The sequence below is a fragment of the Anaerostipes caccae L1-92 genome (assembly GCF_014467075.1).
GTDB classification, from domain to species: Bacteria; Bacillota; Clostridia; order Lachnospirales; family Lachnospiraceae; genus Anaerostipes; species Anaerostipes caccae.
Genome location: NZ_AP023027.1, coordinates 673,618 through 690,335 on the forward strand (window position 1 = coordinate 673,618; position 16,718 = coordinate 690,335).

General features: G+C 45.8%; 18 protein-coding genes. 15 read left to right on the plus strand and 3 right to left on the minus strand.

The features are described from left to right. The first annotated feature begins 72 nt into the window (after window positions 1-72). The 10 genes from ANCC_RS03420 to ANCC_RS03465 all read left to right on the plus strand — a co-directional run bounded on the left by ANCC_RS03420 (window position 73) and on the right by ANCC_RS03465 (window position 7,653). Entirely contained in the window at window positions 73-843 is a 771-nt protein-coding gene (locus tag ANCC_RS03420) for a Uma2 family endonuclease (RefSeq protein ID WP_006568734.1), read from the plus strand. 251 nt (window positions 844-1,094) lie between these two features. Beyond that, on the plus strand, window positions 1,095-1,490 hold the full coding sequence (locus tag ANCC_RS03425) for a PTS sugar transporter subunit IIA (RefSeq protein ID WP_006568732.1): 396 nt from the start codon (window positions 1,095-1,097) through the stop codon (window positions 1,488-1,490). Between the two features lie 22 nt (window positions 1,491-1,512). Further along, window positions 1,513-1,986, plus strand: a complete 474-nt coding sequence (locus tag ANCC_RS03430) for a PTS sugar transporter subunit IIB (RefSeq protein WP_006568731.1) — start codon at window positions 1,513-1,515, stop codon at window positions 1,984-1,986. Beyond that, window positions 1,983-2,369, plus strand: coding sequence for a PTS sugar transporter subunit IIA (locus tag ANCC_RS03435; RefSeq protein WP_006568730.1), 387 nt, complete (start codon window positions 1,983-1,985; stop codon window positions 2,367-2,369). Before ANCC_RS03430 ends, ANCC_RS03435 begins: the two co-directional genes overlap by 4 nt. Before the next feature lie 19 nt (window positions 2,370-2,388). Next, window positions 2,389-3,555, plus strand: a complete 1,167-nt coding sequence (locus tag ANCC_RS03440) for an iron-containing alcohol dehydrogenase (protein WP_006568729.1) — start codon at window positions 2,389-2,391, stop codon at window positions 3,553-3,555. A 12-nt stretch (window positions 3,556-3,567) separates the two neighbouring features. Further along, entirely contained in the window at window positions 3,568-4,062 is a 495-nt protein-coding gene (locus tag ANCC_RS03445; protein WP_006568728.1) for a PTS sugar transporter subunit IIB, read from the plus strand. 11 nt (window positions 4,063-4,073) lie between these two features. Next, the gene (locus tag ANCC_RS03450; RefSeq protein ID WP_006568727.1) at window positions 4,074-4,865 is read left to right on the plus strand and encodes a PTS mannose/fructose/sorbose/N-acetylgalactosamine transporter subunit IIC; all 792 of its coding nucleotides are present in this window, start codon (window positions 4,074-4,076) and stop codon (window positions 4,863-4,865) included. 13 nt (window positions 4,866-4,878) lie between these two features. Next, complete coding sequence (locus tag ANCC_RS03455) at window positions 4,879-5,688, plus strand: PTS system mannose/fructose/sorbose family transporter subunit IID (RefSeq protein ID WP_022261182.1); 810 nt, start codon at window positions 4,879-4,881, stop codon at window positions 5,686-5,688. A gap of 18 nt (window positions 5,689-5,706) precedes the next feature. Continuing rightward, the gene (locus ANCC_RS03460; RefSeq protein WP_006568725.1) at window positions 5,707-6,585 is read left to right on the plus strand and encodes a class II fructose-bisphosphate aldolase; all 879 of its coding nucleotides are present in this window, start codon (window positions 5,707-5,709) and stop codon (window positions 6,583-6,585) included. 12 nt (window positions 6,586-6,597) lie between these two features. Further along, window positions 6,598-7,653: a zinc-dependent alcohol dehydrogenase gene (locus ANCC_RS03465; RefSeq protein WP_006568724.1), complete on the plus strand. Its 1,056-nt coding sequence runs from the start codon at window positions 6,598-6,600 to the stop codon at window positions 7,651-7,653. 66 nt (window positions 7,654-7,719) lie between these two features. Here the strand turns inward: ANCC_RS03465 and ANCC_RS03470 are convergent, their stop codons facing one another. The 3 genes from ANCC_RS03470 to ANCC_RS03480 form a co-directional block, all read right to left on the minus strand. Next, entirely contained in the window at window positions 7,720-8,688 is a 969-nt protein-coding gene (locus tag ANCC_RS03470; protein ID WP_006568723.1) for a sugar-binding transcriptional regulator, read from the minus strand. Window positions 8,689-8,705: 17 nt separating this feature from the next. Next, the gene (locus ANCC_RS03475) at window positions 8,706-9,500 is read right to left on the minus strand and encodes an HAD-IIB family hydrolase (RefSeq protein ID WP_006568722.1); all 795 of its coding nucleotides are present in this window, start codon (window positions 9,498-9,500) and stop codon (window positions 8,706-8,708) included. Between the two features lie 89 nt (window positions 9,501-9,589). Further along, window positions 9,590-10,171 (minus strand): PTS glucitol/sorbitol transporter subunit IIA, encoded by a 582-nt coding sequence (locus ANCC_RS03480; RefSeq protein WP_147342243.1) that lies wholly within the window; start codon window positions 10,169-10,171, stop codon window positions 9,590-9,592. Here ANCC_RS03480 and ANCC_RS17580 point away from each other — a divergent pair. The 5 genes from ANCC_RS17580 to ANCC_RS03490 all read left to right on the plus strand — a co-directional run bounded on the left by ANCC_RS17580 (window position 10,157) and on the right by ANCC_RS03490 (window position 16,563). After that, entirely contained in the window at window positions 10,157-10,219 is a 63-nt protein-coding gene (locus ANCC_RS17580; RefSeq protein WP_225103795.1) for a putative holin-like toxin, read from the plus strand. The two genes, ANCC_RS03480 and ANCC_RS17580, sit on opposite strands and share 15 nt — an antisense overlap. Window positions 10,220-10,648: 429 nt before the next feature. Further along, window positions 10,649-10,783 (plus strand): hypothetical protein, encoded by a 135-nt coding sequence (locus ANCC_RS17785; protein WP_022261181.1) that lies wholly within the window; start codon window positions 10,649-10,651, stop codon window positions 10,781-10,783. Then, window positions 10,734-13,529, plus strand: coding sequence for an InlB B-repeat-containing protein (locus ANCC_RS03485; RefSeq protein WP_147509947.1), 2,796 nt, complete (start codon window positions 10,734-10,736; stop codon window positions 13,527-13,529). Before ANCC_RS17785 ends, ANCC_RS03485 begins: the two co-directional genes overlap by 50 nt. 149 nt (window positions 13,530-13,678) lie before the next feature. Next, window positions 13,679-13,822 (plus strand): hypothetical protein, encoded by a 144-nt coding sequence (locus ANCC_RS17585; protein ID WP_227032275.1) that lies wholly within the window; start codon window positions 13,679-13,681, stop codon window positions 13,820-13,822. Between the two features lie 155 nt (window positions 13,823-13,977). Then, window positions 13,978-16,563 carry an InlB B-repeat-containing protein gene (locus tag ANCC_RS03490; RefSeq protein ID WP_006568717.1) on the plus strand — a complete coding sequence of 862 codons (2,586 nt, stop codon included), beginning with the start codon at window positions 13,978-13,980 and terminating at the stop codon, window positions 16,561-16,563. The last annotated feature ends 155 nt before the right edge of the window (window positions 16,564-16,718 follow it).

Genomic DNA, 16,718 nt, shown 5'->3' on the forward strand with positions numbered 1-16,718 from the left:
AAGCGGTTGTTTTACGGATATAAAGCGGTTATAATTTAAGTGTGGTGTATGCGGCATTGAAGGAGGGGTTCTATGACGATGGAAGAAATGAAACAAAGGAAAATAGAATTAGGGTATTCTTACGAGCAGATTTCAGTATTGTCGGGAGTACCTGTAGGCACAGTGCAGAAAATCTTCGGGGGAGTCACAAAATCTCCCAGATATGAGACACTGAGAGCGCTGGAAAAAGTCCTTAACAGGGAATCCGAAGCAGAACTGGGAGAATCGGCAGATTATATTTCGGGCAGTACTGCGGAAAACTGCACCATTTCAGATTATGATGCTATTTCTGCGGACAGAAGGATCGAACTGATTGACGGGATTATCTACGACATGGGAGCTCCGACCTATGTCCACCAGATGATCGCCGGACAGCTGTACCGCAGAATATATGATTTTATTGACAGGCAGGGAGGAGACTGTATCCCCCTCCAGGCACCCCTTGACGTACAGCTGGATTGTGATGACAAGACAGTCGTACAGCCGGACATTATGATCGTATGCAGCCGCGATAAGTTCAGAGAGGGCAGAATTTTAGGAGCACCGGACTTCGTCGCCGAGATATTGTCGGAGTCAACAAAAAAGAAGGATCTGACGATCAAGTTAGGAAAATACACAGAGGCCGGAGTGAGAGAGTATTGGATCATAGATCCGGATAAAAAAAGGATACTGGTTTACGATTTAAAACAGGACGCAGACCTGAGCATCTATGGATTTGATGAAACAGTTCCGATGGGGATCTTTCAGGGACTCTGTGAGATAGATTTTACAAAAATCCATGAGGCCATCAAGATATTTAAATAAGAAAAGAAGACAGGCAGAACAAAGGGCCGGAACATGCAGCAGTGTTCCGGTCCTTTGTCGTATAATTAGAGAATTTATTTTTATTAAAAAGACCACAAATAAAAATAAAGAACACCCTCCCTGGCAGATATTACGTCCATTTTCATCAGTTCGAATGCAAGCCGCAGAACTGGTGAAAATGTCATAACACACTAAGTTGGCATGGTTTTTGCTCTATATATAAATGACAAACACGAAACGGAGGTGAACTTATGATTGGAGTACTATTGGTAACCCATGGAAACTTCAGCGAGGCGATTATCAAGAGCATGGAGCTTGTCTTTGGCAGGCAGGAAAAGCTTGAAGCGCTCACGCTGAATCATGGGGATGATGTGGAGGAATTGACGCGACAGGTGAAAGAAAGAGCAAAAGAGCTGGACGACGGCGAAGGAGTCCTTGTATTGGTGGACTTGCTCGGAGGCAGTCCGTGTAACGTGACGGCGTCCTGTTTGAAGCAGGAAGGCCTTGAGTGTGTCACAGGATTAAATCTTCCTATGCTTATCTCAGTCCTGGAAGAACGGGAAGACGGCACCCTCCGCAGCATGCCAAAAGTAGCTATGGAAGCTGGTAAGACAGGTATTGTCAATGTGAAACAGCTCATCGGATGATAGAAAGGAAGCTGTGATCGATATGAAATATTTTCGGGTGGATGAGAGGCTGATCCATGGGCAGGTTCTGCTGAAATGGCTAAAGAAGACAGGATGTGAGAGGCTTTTTATCGTGGACAACCAGGTGGCAGCAGATCCTGTGATCCAAAGTGTGCTGAAGATGTCGGTGCCGGGGAATGTGAAAGCGGAATTTTTGACGGTAATTGAAGGACGGACGAAGATCAGAGAGGATACAGAAGACATTTTTATACTGATCAAAGAACTGGAGACAGTGTGCAGACTGGCCGATGCGGGAATTTTGACAGAATCCGTCAACATTGGCCGGCTCCCTTATATGAGGGGGAAGAAAAAAATTTGTGACAATGTTTTTATCGGAGAAAAGGAGGGGGAAGAGATGATGCGGCTGCTGGACCAGGGAACGAAAATATTTGTTCAGATGGTCCCGGACAGTGAACCTGTCAGTCTGACAAGAGAGATGATTCGAGGTGAAGTATGACAAAACTATTGCTTTTGACCCACGGGTGCTGGGGTGAAGAATTGATAAAGTCGGCGGAACTGGTCGTGGGAGAGATCCGCGATGCAGAGGCATTTGCCCTGGAACCGGAGGATGCGCTGGCTGACTACATGGAAAAGATCAGGGTGGTGATTGAAAAGAGCAAAGGGCAGGATATCCTGCTGATCTCGGACTTAAATGGGGGAACAACTTCTAACGTGGCGGCTGTTTTCAGCAAGACCTATGAAAATGTACATGCCCTCTGCGGTCTGGGAATGGAAATGCTCATAGCGGCCGAAGAACTCAGGGAAGAACTGAGCGGGAAGAAACTTGCAAAAGAGGTGCTTTCCTGGGGCAGGGAAAAGAACAGAGACTTAGAGGAATAAGGAGGAAGAAAAGAATATCATGCAGAACTTCAGATTTATCTGTCCGACGGATTTTATCTTCGGAAAAGACACAGAGAACAGCGTGGGGGAAGAAATTAAAAAGTACGGCAAAAGGATCCTGCTTCACTATGGAGGAGGACATATCAAAAAAAATGGCCTGTATGACAGGATCATCCGTTCTTTGAAGGCAAATGAGATTGAATACGTGGAACTGGGCGGCGTGAAAGCCAATCCGGATGTGGAAATGGTGAGAGAGGGCATCAGGCTTTGCAGGGAAGAGAAACTGGACTTTATCCTGGCGGCAGGCGGAGGGAGCGTTATTGATTCCGCAAAGGCCATTGCCATGGGAGTTTCTTATCCGGGGGACGTGTGGGATTTCTTTGTGGGAAAAGCACAGATTGAAGAGGCACTGCCTGTCGGAGTGATCCTCACGATCCCAGCGACAGGAAGCGAGGCCAGCAATACAACGGTTGTCACGAACTCTGAGGGAGGACATTCCAAGAGGGCCGCATCCGGAGACAACATTAAACCGGTGTTTGCCATCATGAATCCGGAACTTACCTATTCTCTGCCGGCTTACCAGACAGCGGCAGGAGGGGTGGATATTTTCTCACACGTGGCAGAGCGGTACTTTACACTGGAGCCGGACTGCGGTTTCACAGACAGGCTTTGCGAGGCCACGATGAAGACAGTGATCGGCTGTCTCCCGGAAGTGCTTAGCCACCCTCAGGAATATGCGGGCCGGGCAGAAATCATGTGGACCGGGACCATTGCCCACAACGGGATTTTGGGAGTGGGAAGAAGCGAGGACTGGGGCAGCCATATGCTTGGACACGAAATTACGGCTTTCTATGGTCTGACACACGGAGCTACCTTATCCATCATCATCCCGAACTGGATGGAGTATGTGTACAAGACAGATGTGACCCGTTTTGTGAAATATGCGGTGAATGTCTGGAACGTGGAAAACAACATGGATCATCCTGAAAAGACGGCTCTGGAAGGCATCAGAAGGACACGGGATTTTTTCCGGTCTGTGGGTATGCCGGTAACATTGGAAGAAGCAGGAATCGACGGTGACAGAATCGAAGAAATGGCAGAGAACTGCACGAAATACGGTCCGGTGGGAGGCTTTGTAACACTTAGGAAAGAGGACTGCATGGCAATCTATGAAAAATCAAAATAGGAGGGATAGCATATGGCGAAGATATCATTGGTAAGGATTGACAGCAGACTGATCCACGGACAAGTAATCACCAAATGGCGCAAGATACATAAGGTGACAAAAATTATTATCGTAGACAATGAACTGGCAAAAGATGATTTTATGATCCACATCTATGAGGCGTCCGCGCCTAAAGATGTAAAAGTAAAAATCTATGACATCCCGAAAGCCGTAAGGCTCTGGGAAAAGAACCAGTATAAAGATGGAGAAGTGATGCTTCTGTTTAAGGACATTAAAACATGTCTGGAACTGTACAAACAGGGTGTGCCGATGGAATATGTCCAGCTGGGCGGACTGCCCAAGGCATCGGATAAAAAGGTGATCCTGAGAGCGGTTTCGCTGGGAGAAGAAGATATCTCTCTGCTCCGGGAATTTGATCAGAGCGGGGTGGAAGTTGCGGTCCATATCGTGCCGGAGGAAGTGAAAATGCCGTTTGCCGAGATTGAGAAAAAATACAGAGAAAGTTAGGAGGGAAAGATATGAATTTTGTAATTGCCGTTTTTGTGGGTATATGGTTTTGGTTTGCGGGAGGAGCACCGGGCTATACCTTTCATTATGTGCTGAAACAGCCTTTGGTTATGGCACTTCCTATCGGCCTGCTGATGGGAGATGTGCCTCAGGCCATGATGATCGGTGCCGCCATTGAACTTGTATATGTAGGAATCATCTCCCCGGGAGCAAATGTTCCGGCGGATGAATGTCTGGCGGGTGTGATCGCTATACCCATCGCCATGAAAATCGGCGCTGATCCGGCTACTGCGGTAGTATTGGCCGTGCCGTTTGGGGTTCTGGGAGTTTTCCTGGACCAGTTAAGAAGAACCGTCAATGCACGGTGGGCCCATGTCGCCGATAAATATGCCCTGGCAGGGGATGAAAAAGGACTGTTCCGGTGTGCTGTTATTTATCCGATGGCAGTGGGATTCCTGATGAGATTCCCGCCAGTGTTCATCGCCAACTATTTCGGAGCGGACGTTGTGGAGAAATTCCTGAATGCCATGCCTCAGTGGATCATCCACGGTATCTCAGTAACAGGAGGCGTGCTGCCTGCCCTTGGTTTTGCGATCATTTTGTTCGTCATCGGGCAGAGATCCCTGCTTCCGTTCTACTTCATGGGATACTTTGCAGTTCAGTATTTAAAGATCAACACGATGGCAGCCGCGGTTTTTGGAATCTGTATTGCGCTGGTTATTTTATTTATGAAGAACGACGGACAGGAAGAGATCATGCAGCGGGTGAAGAAACTTCAGATCTGTGACGACGATGACGAATAGGGAGGAGGTACCTATGGAAAACAAAGAAATCACCAAAAAGGATATAAGGAAAGCGTATCTGCGCTGGTACAATACTGTGGAAGTGTCCAATTCCTATGAACGTATGCAGACCGTGGCGTTCTGCTATTCAATCTCAGGAATCTTAAAGAAACTCTATGACAAAAAAGAAGATTATGTGAAAGCTCTTCAGCGGCACCTGAACTTCTTTAATACCCAGGGTATCTGGGGTTCTCCGCTGCTGGGAATCTCCATTGCTATGGAGGAGCAGAAGGCAAAGGGCAGCGAAGTGGCAGACGAGGCCATCACAGGTATCAAGACAGGGCTGATGGGGCCTTTGGCCGGCATCGGCGATACCATTGACTGGGGAACATGGAAGCCGCTGATCTTTTCCCTGGCAGCAGGCTTCAGTGCAAAAGGAGGAATTGCAGGATTTTTCATATGTTTCATGTTTGCAGTCATCCCGTTTATGGAAGGATTTTACCTGACCAACCTTGGATATAAACTCGGAAGAAACGCGGTATCCATGCTGCTGGAGTCCGGATGGATCAAACAGCTGATCACAGGTTCCAGTATTCTCGGACTGTTTATGATGGGAGCGTTGTCAGCCAGTACAGTAAAATTGGAAATTCCGATCAAGTTTGCCATGGGAGGTTCCACGACCACGGTACAGGCCATTTTAGACAGTATTCTGCCGGGACTGCTTCCGCTGCTTTTAATCGTAGGGATCTACATATTCTTTAGGAAAAAAGGACAGAAATTCGGAAGAGTGGTATTTGCTCTTCTTGGATTGTGTCTGCTTGGTTCAGCAATCGGATTATTTTAAATTAGGAGGAGATAAAACATGATCATTTCAATGGCGGATATTTTAAAGAAAGCAAAACAGGAACATTACGGCGTGGCTGCGCCCAATGTATTTAACGATAAGACAATAGAAGCTGCATTTCAGACTTCCGCAGAATTCAAAGCGCCGGTTATTCTAGACGGCGCCGGATGCCATGGGATTGAGGAACTGGCTTATATCAGCAGATTTTATGAGAGAAGATACCCGGAGGCGTGCGTGGCGCTGAATCTGGACCACGGCGGGGCGTATGAGGAGATCATGCTCGCCATCCGAAGCGGATTTAGTTCCGTTATGGTAGACCGCTCCGAACTTCCTTACGATGAGAATGTACGGGAAGTAAAAGAAATCGTCAAGGCAGCCCATGCGGTGGGTGTCTCTGTGGAAGCGGAACTTGGGCATGTGGGACAGGGATTTGAATATGAATCAACCAGAGACTCCGGGCTTACAGACAAAAAAGAAGCATTAAGTTTTATTGAAGAGACAGGAGTTGACTGCCTGGCTGTGGCTGTGGGGACTTCTCATGGAGTATATAAAGGGACTCCGCATCTGGAATTTGAGCTCTTGAAAGAGCTGAGTGAGAGCATTGAGATTCCATTAGTGCTTCACGGCGGTTCCGGCACCGGAGATGAGAATTTGAAAAAAGCAGTAGAGACAGGAATCCAGAAAGTCAATCTGTTTACAGATTTGAGTGCGGAGGGAGTCGTTTCCCTGAAATCTTATCTCGGAGTGAACTTTGACCACATACCGAAGGATGCTGAAAAGGGAGAGTTTGGAAATTTGAATGCTAACCTGTACGATGCCATCGTGGAAGGGACAAAGGGCTGGAAGACGGCGCTGAAACATTATGTAGAATTATTCGGAGGAACGGACCGGCTGTAAAGGAGGATATCAATGAGTATAGAACAGATGAAGTTTGCGTATTTAAAAGAAAAAGGATGCGCCCTGACAGGAGTGAGGAAGATCCCGGATATGGGTCCTGATGATGTGCTCGTAAAACAGCTGGTCTGCAACATTTGTACCACAGACTACGGGCAATGGCTGGGACTCAGGGAACATCAGGGCTATCCAATGGCCGGGGGCCATGAAGGCTCCGGTATCGTCGAGGCGGTTGGAAGCGGTGTGAAGGATTTAAAACCGGGAGATCATGTGGCTGTCGCATATAACTCATGCGGGAAATGCGAGGCCTGCCGGAGGGGCCATGAGGGCCAGTGTACCAGCGCGGATTACAAAAACCTGACGGAAGACGGATACAGGGGAAATTTCGGATTTGCAGATTACAATGTGAGGAGCGCCAGAAATCTTGTGAAAATGAACCCGGAACTTCCTCCCTCAGAAGCAGCTTTTCTGGAACCACTGGCAACCGTGTGCAAAGGAATCTCCAAACTGCGGCTGGAACCTCAGGAGACGGTAGTTGTCATCGGAGCGGGGACTATGGGGCTCGTCAATGCGCAGGCTGCCAAGGCCAAAAATTGCAGGGTCATTGTGACGGAACTGATGGAAAAGAAGCTTCAGGCAGCCAGAGATATGGGATTTGAAGTCATCGATGTGAGCAAAGAAGACCCGGTGGAAAAGGTAAAAGAACTGACGGATCAAAAGGGAGCGGACGCTGTGATCGTGGCCGTGGGAAACACAAAGGCAAACACCCAGGCAGCAGAGCTTGTGAAGGAGCTGGACGGACGGATTCTCATGTTTGCCGCAGGCTATCCCGCTCCGGAGATCGAACTGGATTCCAATGTGATCCATTACCGCAGAATGGAATTGATCGGCACCTTTGGAGCGGACATGAAAGACTTTTTCAAGGCGGCCGAACTTTTAAATACCGGAGCTGTGGATGTATCCAAGCTAGTGGAACCGGAGAAGTTTCTTCTGGATGATATACAGAAGGCATATGAACATGCATCTGTTCCGGGAATGTACAGAGTCAGTGTTTTATTGAATGAAGAATAGATTGTAGCAGATAAAAATATAGGTGTTCTTTTGATTAAGAATGCCTGTATTTTTATGTTATAAAACTTAATCAACAAGCAATGCCTTTGCACAATCCACATCCATAATCAGGATATTTGCAAAATTTCCCCTGATACAGCTTTTTACCGCAGCGGCGTTTCCCGCCCCGCCTGTGATCAGCAGCTTATGTTCTACATTTTTATAGGCTTCTGCCGAGATTCCTGCAATCTTGCGGTTATATTCATCAAAAGGCTCTGTATTTCCATTTTGGTCAAGGAATCGAAGGATAAGATTGCAGACGGCACCGTTTTTCTTGAATCTGTCCAGCTGATCATCGGAGACATATCCCAGCTTTTTCACAGTCTCATACATGGAACTGGCAATATTCATACCGGAAATGACAATATCTAATTTTTCAAAGTAATCAAAGATAAAGCGTACCGCTTCCTCTTTTAAAAATTCGTTCATCAGATTTTCATTAGAGAAGACTGCGGGAGAAAAGAAAGACACATAGTTTCCGCCATATTTTTCGGCCAAAGCTTCCGCCACCTGATTGGACTGTACCTCTTCCATCCCGGTAGTATGCTGGCTGATGCCTCCGACCAGAGGAACAAAGGTGCAGTTTCTATGAAACGCTTCATGGCTCGTTTTTGCCAGATTCCTAATACTGGATCCCACAGATACTCCGACATAATCGCCGTCTTTTAACAGACGGTTCAGATAGTCAGCTGCCCGTTCGTTCAGTTTTGAGATACGCTCTGTCTTGGAATCCAGAGGGCTGCTTTCTGCTACGACAACATCTTTTAAGTGATATTTCTTTTTTAATTCTTCTTCCAGATCCTCATACATATATTGTGCCAGATGGCGTACTTTTATTTCCACTATTTCAAGTTCGCGTCCGGTTTGAAGCATTCTTGAGACAGAGGATTTTGAAATTCCCAGGTGTTTTGCAATCTGACTTTGTCCCATATGTTCTTCGTAGTAAAGACTGCAGCACTGGTAGATTAATCTTTCATCGTCTATGATTTTTCTCATGATTGAACCCCGCAAAGCTAAATAAGACCGAGTTTTTTGCAGCCGTTATAGATTCCATTTTCCGCAACAGTATCCGTTGTAAATGCCGCATAAGGATCCAATCCTTTGTAGTGACGTCCCATGACAATTCCCGTTCCCACAGTTTTTATCATGGAGACATCGTTATCACCGTCTCCGAATGCGTAAGTTGATTGAATTGGAATTCCTAAAGCATCCATCATGGTACGGATGCCGGAACCTTTATCGACCCCGACCGGTGTGGCATCTGTAAAATGATACCGGATATGTTTTGCCAATTCAAACCGGGAGGAAAGGTGTGCTTTCAGGAAATCATAGTCTTCATCATGATCATAAAAAAAGGTCAGTTTATTAATCCGGCATTTCTCTTTGGTATCCCACGGCAGCACCCAATGGTCTTTGACATCAAACACATATTTAAAAAACTGATAGCTTTCCTGCTCCATGCCGTCGCAATAGGATTGTGTTTCTCCATCCATCAGAAGCACGATATTTCTCGGTGCACAAATCTGCCTCAGATTCTCGATTTCAGATTCTGTGATCTCTATGCTCTGAATGACCTCTCCGTCAATCTCTACATAGGCACCCACTCCGGTTACATAACCATTGAAGTATTCTTTTACATCTTCGGAAAATTGCTTTGTTCTGCCTGTACAGATACAGACAGCGTATCCGTTTTCTCTCAGCTTTGTTAAAGCTTCTTTTGTGGAATCGGGCATCTGAAAAATACCGTCCACTTCATCAATCAATGTTCCGTCGTAATCAAAAAATACAATTCCTTTATAATCTTTCACTATCTTTCCTTTCTCCGCAGGTTATCATAGAATTTTTTTAGAAATCAGAATCTGAGGCGTTGGGTATTTCTGCAAACAAATGAGTTTGATTATTTGACGCTGATTTTTGCTCCGTTTTTAATACATGTCTCGGGATATCCAATACCTGAAAGCATGATAGAATCCGGTGTTGCCGGTGTGTGTTTTTCTGAAAAATTCATCGTGCAGGTACCGCGTGTCTGTAATTTTTCGTTTACATTTGCACCGAGACCTACGATACGGAATGAACTGCTGCCAATTTCTATCCTGTCACCCTTTTTTAGATCTTCTGACGGACGGCCTTCATATGACACAGAATAATCTGCTAAATCAGTGGGTCTATCGTTCGGTCTGAAATCAACCTGATTTGAAGCCCTTAATAATCCCATTACTTCTGAACCTGTTTCTGTTATGACTGCATTCCACTTCATAATTTCATACCTCTTTTCTATATACTTTGATGTTATAGTTTCAGGTAATCCATCTTCCGGAAGTTTTTGAATTACTTTATAATTGTATTTTATTATCTCACAATCTTTAGAACAAGTGATTTTGTTGAAATTATGCTTAAGTGGGATTTGGGGAACTGGAGAATAGAAATTAATTTCTATTGAAGAAAGAGAAGGGAGATGATGGAAATGGATACATACCAAGTTTTAAGCCTTTTATTTTTAGGCGGTACGTTCCTGATCGCATGCTGACCTACATTGATAGGAATAAAAAGCGAAAAATCAAAGTTGGCCTGCCCGCTTTGCGCGCCACATACAATTTGCCGAAGGCAAATTGTATCCTTATGCATCTGTGTGCATTTCGCAAAGTGTTTTTTATTTATAGAGAGGATTTTTAATTTTCTCTATAAATAAAAAATACCTACCCTGTCGGCAAACGGGATTGGCGCGTCCTTTTATAGGACGTAAAAAACCCTAAAGGCTTCCACTTTGTGGGCGGCGGCTCTTTTCTTATAATTTATTATATATGATATTTTTTACGCAAAAAGGAATGTAATTGTTTGATGGAAAGGAGACTATCTAACTTTTTATCATGTCCGGATTTCTTATAAAGTCAAAGAAAAATGAAATGTCCAAAAGAAAGTACACTTGAGGACGTAAAAAGAAAGGACGGAGAGAACAATGAAAAAGCAATGGATAAGATGTCTGGCCGCAGTTTCTCTGATCGTGACCATAGGGACCGGAGCAGGAACTGTTCTGAAAGCCCATGGAGAGGAAATGGCTGGAAAATCCGGGGGGGGGTATTTCCAGAATTGAGGAGCTGACCCCGGAAGAGCAAGTGGGAAGCGAGGCCGGTACAGCCACAGAGCAAAGCAGTACAGAAGAGGAAAAACCGAAGGAAATCCAAGCTTCCGGTAAAACTGCCGCGGCTAAAAAGAAAACCAAAGGGAATCTTAAAAAGCAGCTGGCAGATAACGGACAGATCTTCCTTGATGTGAGCAAGGGAGATGTCCGTATTACATTAAGTGGAGCGACGGGAGGCGGACTTCAGCAAAGTGAATCAAGCTTGAATCCGAAGGGATACTGGATCACCGGGACTACGACCTCCAATAACATTGAAGTATCAGAAGGGGTAAAAACAGATATTACTCTGGAGGATGTAAGTATTACCATAGGTAAGGCAGATACAACAACAACGAAAAGAGACTGTATCAATGTATCTCATGCAGACATAACGTTGACCTTGATCGGGGATAACAAGCTAATATGCAATACGGGTTCATCTGTAACCGGGTTCTTTGTAAATACCGGAAATGCTCTGACAAAGGATGGGATGGACGGTAGTCTGACACTCCAGTGTGAACACGCAAATGAAAAAGGACATAAATGTGACAAGTCATGCGGTTCTCTGCTTGCTAAAGGGAATCCTGAATTATGGCATGTGGGAGCAATCGGAAGTACACTGCGGAATATGCAGAAAGCAAAAGAGAGCGGATTTGCCAATTTCACAATTCGGGGAGGCAATATTGAAGCCTTGGCAGGTATCCATTCTCCAGGCATCGGTTCTGCATGTCTTTCCGAGAATTCGAGCGGAGTCTATATTTCAGGCGGAAGAGTAGAAGTTTACGGAGGAGGACATGCTCCTGGAATTGGAGCGTCAAATGATGGAAGAAGCAGAGAAACAAAAAATATTGAGATCAGCGGAGGGGATACAGTCGTCATTGCGGTGGGTGACAAAGAAACCGGGATGCCGGGCATCGGAGCCGCAAGCGGAAATGATTATGTCTCCAATGTGACAGCAGCTCCGGACTTTGGATATCAGGGTTATATCCAGGATGGTATTTCCGAGACAGAATATACATTTGCGGACGGAACTCCATTTAAAGAAAAGACGGATATCCGGGTAGGACAATTTTACACGATGGTCTATTTCGGACCGTTCCGTGATACCAATGAAATAGAAAAGAATACGAAGGATCAGATTGGAGCTAACCACGTGATCAGTAAAACCGGGGGAAAAGGTTTTACGAAAGAACAGTTAAAAGGATTGACGAAGGTAACAGGGAAAAATGAAAATGGAATCGATTTTAATACATCAGATTTAACCTTTACCAGAGAAGATCAGATCCAGGCGATCAATGCGGCAAAGACTTCAGGAAAAACCGGAGAGTTTCCTCTGACCTTTGCAACACCAAATGGGACAGAGACGACGGTCACGATATATCTGAAAGCGGACGGGACTGATTCCGCTTTGATGGACCCGGAACAGCCTGAGCCAACGATCGGGGCAGACGATTTTTGTCAGGATACCGGCGGAGAAGCACTCAGTGAGGAGGATGTCAGGAAGCTTGCATCGGTGCAGGGAAAGAACTCTGATGGAACGACCTATCCGTTGGACGAGTTTACAGCAGATGCCGGTCAATTAGAATTGATCAATCATGCCAAGACAGCAGGAGAAAGCGGAAGTTTTGAACTGACCTTTACTTCTCCGGATGGAAAAAAAGCCACTGTGGAAGTAGTATTGAAAACTTATGATGAGATCACAGTTAATGAGACGACCGGAGAGCAGATCAAAGGACTGGATATCATTGGAAAGACCGGGGGAAAAGCCTTTACAAAAGAACAGCTGATAAAGCTTTCGGATGCCACGGCCCTAAATGGAGACGGTTCTGCCATTGCAGGAACAGAATTAGTAATTCCGGATGAGAAACAGGTCAAAGCAATCAATGGAGCCAAGACTAATGGGAAAACCGGAGATTTTCCGCTGACCATAGAGACGCCGGGCGGGACAGGAATTACGATCCGGGTGTATCTGAGAGACAGCGGAACGGATGAGACAAAAAATGGAGAGCAGCGAGGAAGTCTCGGCGCTAATGATACTGCACAGCTTACCGGAGGAATTGGCTTCAGTGAGGAGGAAATTACAAAACTTTGCAAAGCCAAAGGGAAAAATAAATACGGTAATAATGCAGCAGTGATCGTGGATAAAGGACAGCTGGGAACAATTAATGAGATCAAGAAAGCAGGAAAGACCGGAGACTTTCCACTTACCTTTTCTCTGGAGGACGGTACGAAAGCGGAGGTAACCGTTACTTTGACGGGAAATCACACAGTAATATTTGATTCAAACGGAGGAGATTATCACCCGGACGACCAGATTGTTGCAGGCGGCAGTCCTGCGGCAGAACCGAGAGAGCCGAAAAAAGAAGGGTATGTGTTTGAAGGCTGGTATTATACGGATGAAGACGGCGGGCAGAAGAGATGGGATTTTGCAGATCCGGTGAACAGCAGTATGACCCTGAAGGCCAGATGGAAAAAGATTCCCGAAGCTGCTTCAGGGGAGGAAAAGGATTCCACAGCAAGTCAAGACAGGACAGGATCAGAGAATCATGATAAGGACAAGTGGAAGTACGGCGAAGTTAAGGGAAATAAAGAGACAGACAAAAACAGAGGTGCGGATACAGCAAAGACAGGAGAGGACGGGAAACTGATTTGGCTCCTTGGTTGTACAGCAGGCAGTTGTATCTTTGGGTGGAAAAAGAAAAAAGCAGGTTTATCATAAATATAGTGGAAAAGGGGCAGAGCAGTTTTTAGTTCTGCCTTTTTAAATCTTTGTCTAACCATCTGTGAGATATGATTTTCTTATAAAGGTTAAACAAATAAAATATGCCTGGAAAGCGCGCAAAGGGCATGAGAAAGGACGGAGAGAGAATGAAGAAACCATGGATGAAACGATTGGCGGCTGTTTCTTTGACTTTAGCTTTAGAAACAGGGGCAGGAACACTGCTCAGAGCATATGAAGAGGAAATATCTAGAAAAACCGGGGGGGGGGTATTTGTGAAATACAGGAAATAGCCCCGGAAAGTGAAACACAAGATACAGGAGGGGAAACTTCTGGAACCACAGAGACCCCAGAACAGACACAGCCGGGAAGTACGGAGAATACGGAAGAACAGCCAGCAGTAAAGGAAGAGACAGACAGCACGGAGACAGAGAAAGAAACTGTTTCGGTGAAAAATCCAGTCAAAAAAGCGGTACAGAAAAAGAAGCTTGCTCAGAACGGACAGACCCTTCTCGATGTAGGACAGGGAGATATCCGGATCACGGAACACGGAGCCGAGGGCGGAGGACTGCCGGAAAATGAGACAGCCCTGAACCCGAAGGGATACTGGATTACGGGAACAACGACTCAATATAATGTAATAGTGGAAAAGGATGTCACTGTTGATCTTACTTTAGACAATGTTGACATCTCTTGTGATACCAAAAAAATGGACTGCATCAACGTTTCCCATGCGAATGTCACGATAACACTTAGAGGGAAAAATCAGCTTTTGTGTAATTCCGGCGGAAACGGAAATGGTTTAGAGGGCTGCGCGCTGGCAAAAGACGGCATGGACGGCAGTCTGACGATACAGTGTGAATCGGCGGACAAAAAGGGGCATAAGTGCAACTTGTCCTGTGGATCGTTAACGGCCAAAGGGGACCCTGGAATAACGCATGCAGGATCTATTGGGAGTACAGTAAGAAATACTTATGGTTCGGGTACAACAAAAGAGGAGATGGGATTCTCTAACTTTACCATAGAGGGAGGGAATATAGAGGCTTCCGGCGGAGATCACTGTCCAGGCATCGGCTGTGCCTGTGTCAGTGAATATTACAGCAGCGGCTATGGATATACAAAGAATATCAGAATATCCGGAGGAAATGTTACTGCCACAGGAACTGCTTATGGTTCAGGCATTGGTTCTGGCTATGGAAGCAAGGTTGAGGGAGTTTATATTACCGGGGGAACTGTTATGGCCAGGGGAGGTTATCGGGCTCCGGGAATCGGGGCATCAGATTGTGGCACTTACACCCAATCCACAGAGACTGTGGATCTTGAGATCAGCGGTGGAGATACGGTGGTAACAGCAGTCGGTGACCAGTCTACGGATATGCCCGGAATCGGAGCTGCATTGGGACTGGACTACGTAAAGAATGCAAATGTTATTCCAAAAGAAAGGTATCAGGGTTATATTCAGGATGGAGAGTCAGAAGATAATTACTTATTTTCAAATGATACTCCATTTTCAGAAAAATCAGAGATTAAAGTTAAAAAGTTTTTCACAATGGTATATTTTGGTCCTTACCGGGATTCCAATGGAATCGACCAGGATACAAAAGAGCAGCTGGGAGCCAATCATGTGATCAGCAAAACGGGAGGCGATGAATTTACCCAGGGACAGATAAAAGCTTTAACTAAGGTGACCGGAAAGCAGGCAGACGGATCTACAATCCCTGACAGTAAGATCCTCTTTGATGATCCCAGCCAGCTGGAAGCGGTCAATCAGGCAAAAAAGGAAGGAAAGACCGGAGAATACCCGCTGACATTTTCCACAGAAAACGGCACGAAAGTGACGGTTACCATTTGTCTCCGGAGCGAGGGGACAGATTCAGCAGAATTGGATGTGCAGAATCCGTCTTCTGTGATCGGTGCAAACAGTTTCCAGTCAGAATCCGGAGGACCGGCTTTTACAGAGCAGGAGGTCAAAGAACTCGGTAAGCTGAAAGGGAAAGATAAGGACGGAAACAATATACCTTTTGATGACATAAAACTTTCCAAGGAGCAGCTGGATCAGATCAATGATGCCAAGACAGCCAATAAAAACGGGTCATTTACACTTACCTTTGAAACTCCGGATGGCAAAAAGGCAGAAATCACAGTCACTTTGACCGGAGGGCGTGACGTGACAAACGTGACAGAGAGCGGGGACAAGATCATGGCGAATCATGTGATCAGCAGCACAGGGGGAAAAGGTTTTACAGAAGCCCAGATAAAGGTTCTCACTGGCCTGGCAGGAAGCAAAGATGACGGCACGCCGTACACGATAGATGAACTGAGTTTTTCTGATGCTAAACAGTTGGAAAAGATCAATAAAGCTAAGACATCAGGCAAGACCGGAGACTACCCATTGTCTTTTCAGACACCCCAGGGGACAGAGATTACCGTTACGGTATATCTGAGAAAAGAGGGCAGTGATAATGCCGAATACCGTCCGGAAGCTCCTTCGGCATCCATCGGAGCAAATGACACGGTCCAGCCGACCGGAGGCAAAGCTTTTACCGAGGATGAGATCATAAACCTGTGCGGTGCAAAGGGAAAGGATAAAGATGGGGTCGATGCGCAGATCACTGTCAATAAAAAACAGCTGGATGTGATCAATGGAGCGAAAGCAGCAGGAAAAACAGGCAGTTTTGAGCTTACATTTTCTATGCCGGATGGTACAGAAGTAACGGTTAAGGTTACGCTGACAGGGGAACATAAGGTATCTTTTGATTCAAAGGGAGGAAGTTATACTCCGGATGTCCAGAAGGTAGAAGGAGGTAAACAGGCAGTCAAGCCGAAAGAGCCGCAGAAAAAAGGATATACTTTTGAGGGCTGGTTTTATACAGATGAAAATGGAATTGAGACTGTATGGGATTTCAGCACACCGGTACATCAGGATATGACATTGAAGGCCAGGTGGAAAAAAGCAGCGGAACAATTAAATGTACAGGAGATGGGGGAAACATCAGGAGACAAAAAAACGAAAAACAAAAAGGATGAAAGCTGAAATTATAAAGAGCTCACTAAGAACGGCACAGAAACGGCATCATCGGCAAAGACCGGGGATGAGAACAGAGTGCCGTGGCTGTCCGGATGTATAGCCGGTGCAGCTGGTATTTTATTCTGGAAGAGCAGCCGGAGACGGAAGAGAAAGTAAAATTA

Coding starts and splice junctions, on each gene's coding strand:
- ANCC_RS03420 (WP_006568734.1), top strand. CDS start 73: ATGACGATGGAAGAAATGAAACAAAGGAAAATAGAATTAGGGTATTCT.
- ANCC_RS03425 (WP_006568732.1), top strand. CDS start 1,095: ATGATTGGAGTACTATTGGTAACCCATGGAAACTTCAGCGAGGCGATT.
- ANCC_RS03430 (WP_006568731.1), top strand. CDS start 1,513: ATGAAATATTTTCGGGTGGATGAGAGGCTGATCCATGGGCAGGTTCTG.
- ANCC_RS03435 (WP_006568730.1), top strand. CDS start 1,983: ATGACAAAACTATTGCTTTTGACCCACGGGTGCTGGGGTGAAGAATTG.
- ANCC_RS03440 (WP_006568729.1), top strand. CDS start 2,389: ATGCAGAACTTCAGATTTATCTGTCCGACGGATTTTATCTTCGGAAAA.
- ANCC_RS03445 (WP_006568728.1), top strand. CDS start 3,568: ATGGCGAAGATATCATTGGTAAGGATTGACAGCAGACTGATCCACGGA.
- ANCC_RS03450 (WP_006568727.1), top strand. CDS start 4,074: ATGAATTTTGTAATTGCCGTTTTTGTGGGTATATGGTTTTGGTTTGCG.
- ANCC_RS03455 (WP_022261182.1), top strand. CDS start 4,879: ATGGAAAACAAAGAAATCACCAAAAAGGATATAAGGAAAGCGTATCTG.
- ANCC_RS03460 (WP_006568725.1), top strand. CDS start 5,707: ATGATCATTTCAATGGCGGATATTTTAAAGAAAGCAAAACAGGAACAT.
- ANCC_RS03465 (WP_006568724.1), top strand. CDS start 6,598: ATGAGTATAGAACAGATGAAGTTTGCGTATTTAAAAGAAAAAGGATGC.
- ANCC_RS03470 (WP_006568723.1), bottom strand. CDS start 8,688: ATGAGAAAAATCATAGACGATGAAAGATTAATCTACCAGTGCTGCAGT.
- ANCC_RS17785 (WP_022261181.1), top strand. CDS start 10,649: ATGAAAAAGCAATGGATAAGATGTCTGGCCGCAGTTTCTCTGATCGTG.
- ANCC_RS03485 (WP_147509947.1), top strand. CDS start 10,734: ATGGAGAGGAAATGGCTGGAAAATCCGGGGGGGGGTATTTCCAGAATT.
- ANCC_RS17585 (WP_227032275.1), top strand. CDS start 13,679: ATGAAGAAACCATGGATGAAACGATTGGCGGCTGTTTCTTTGACTTTA.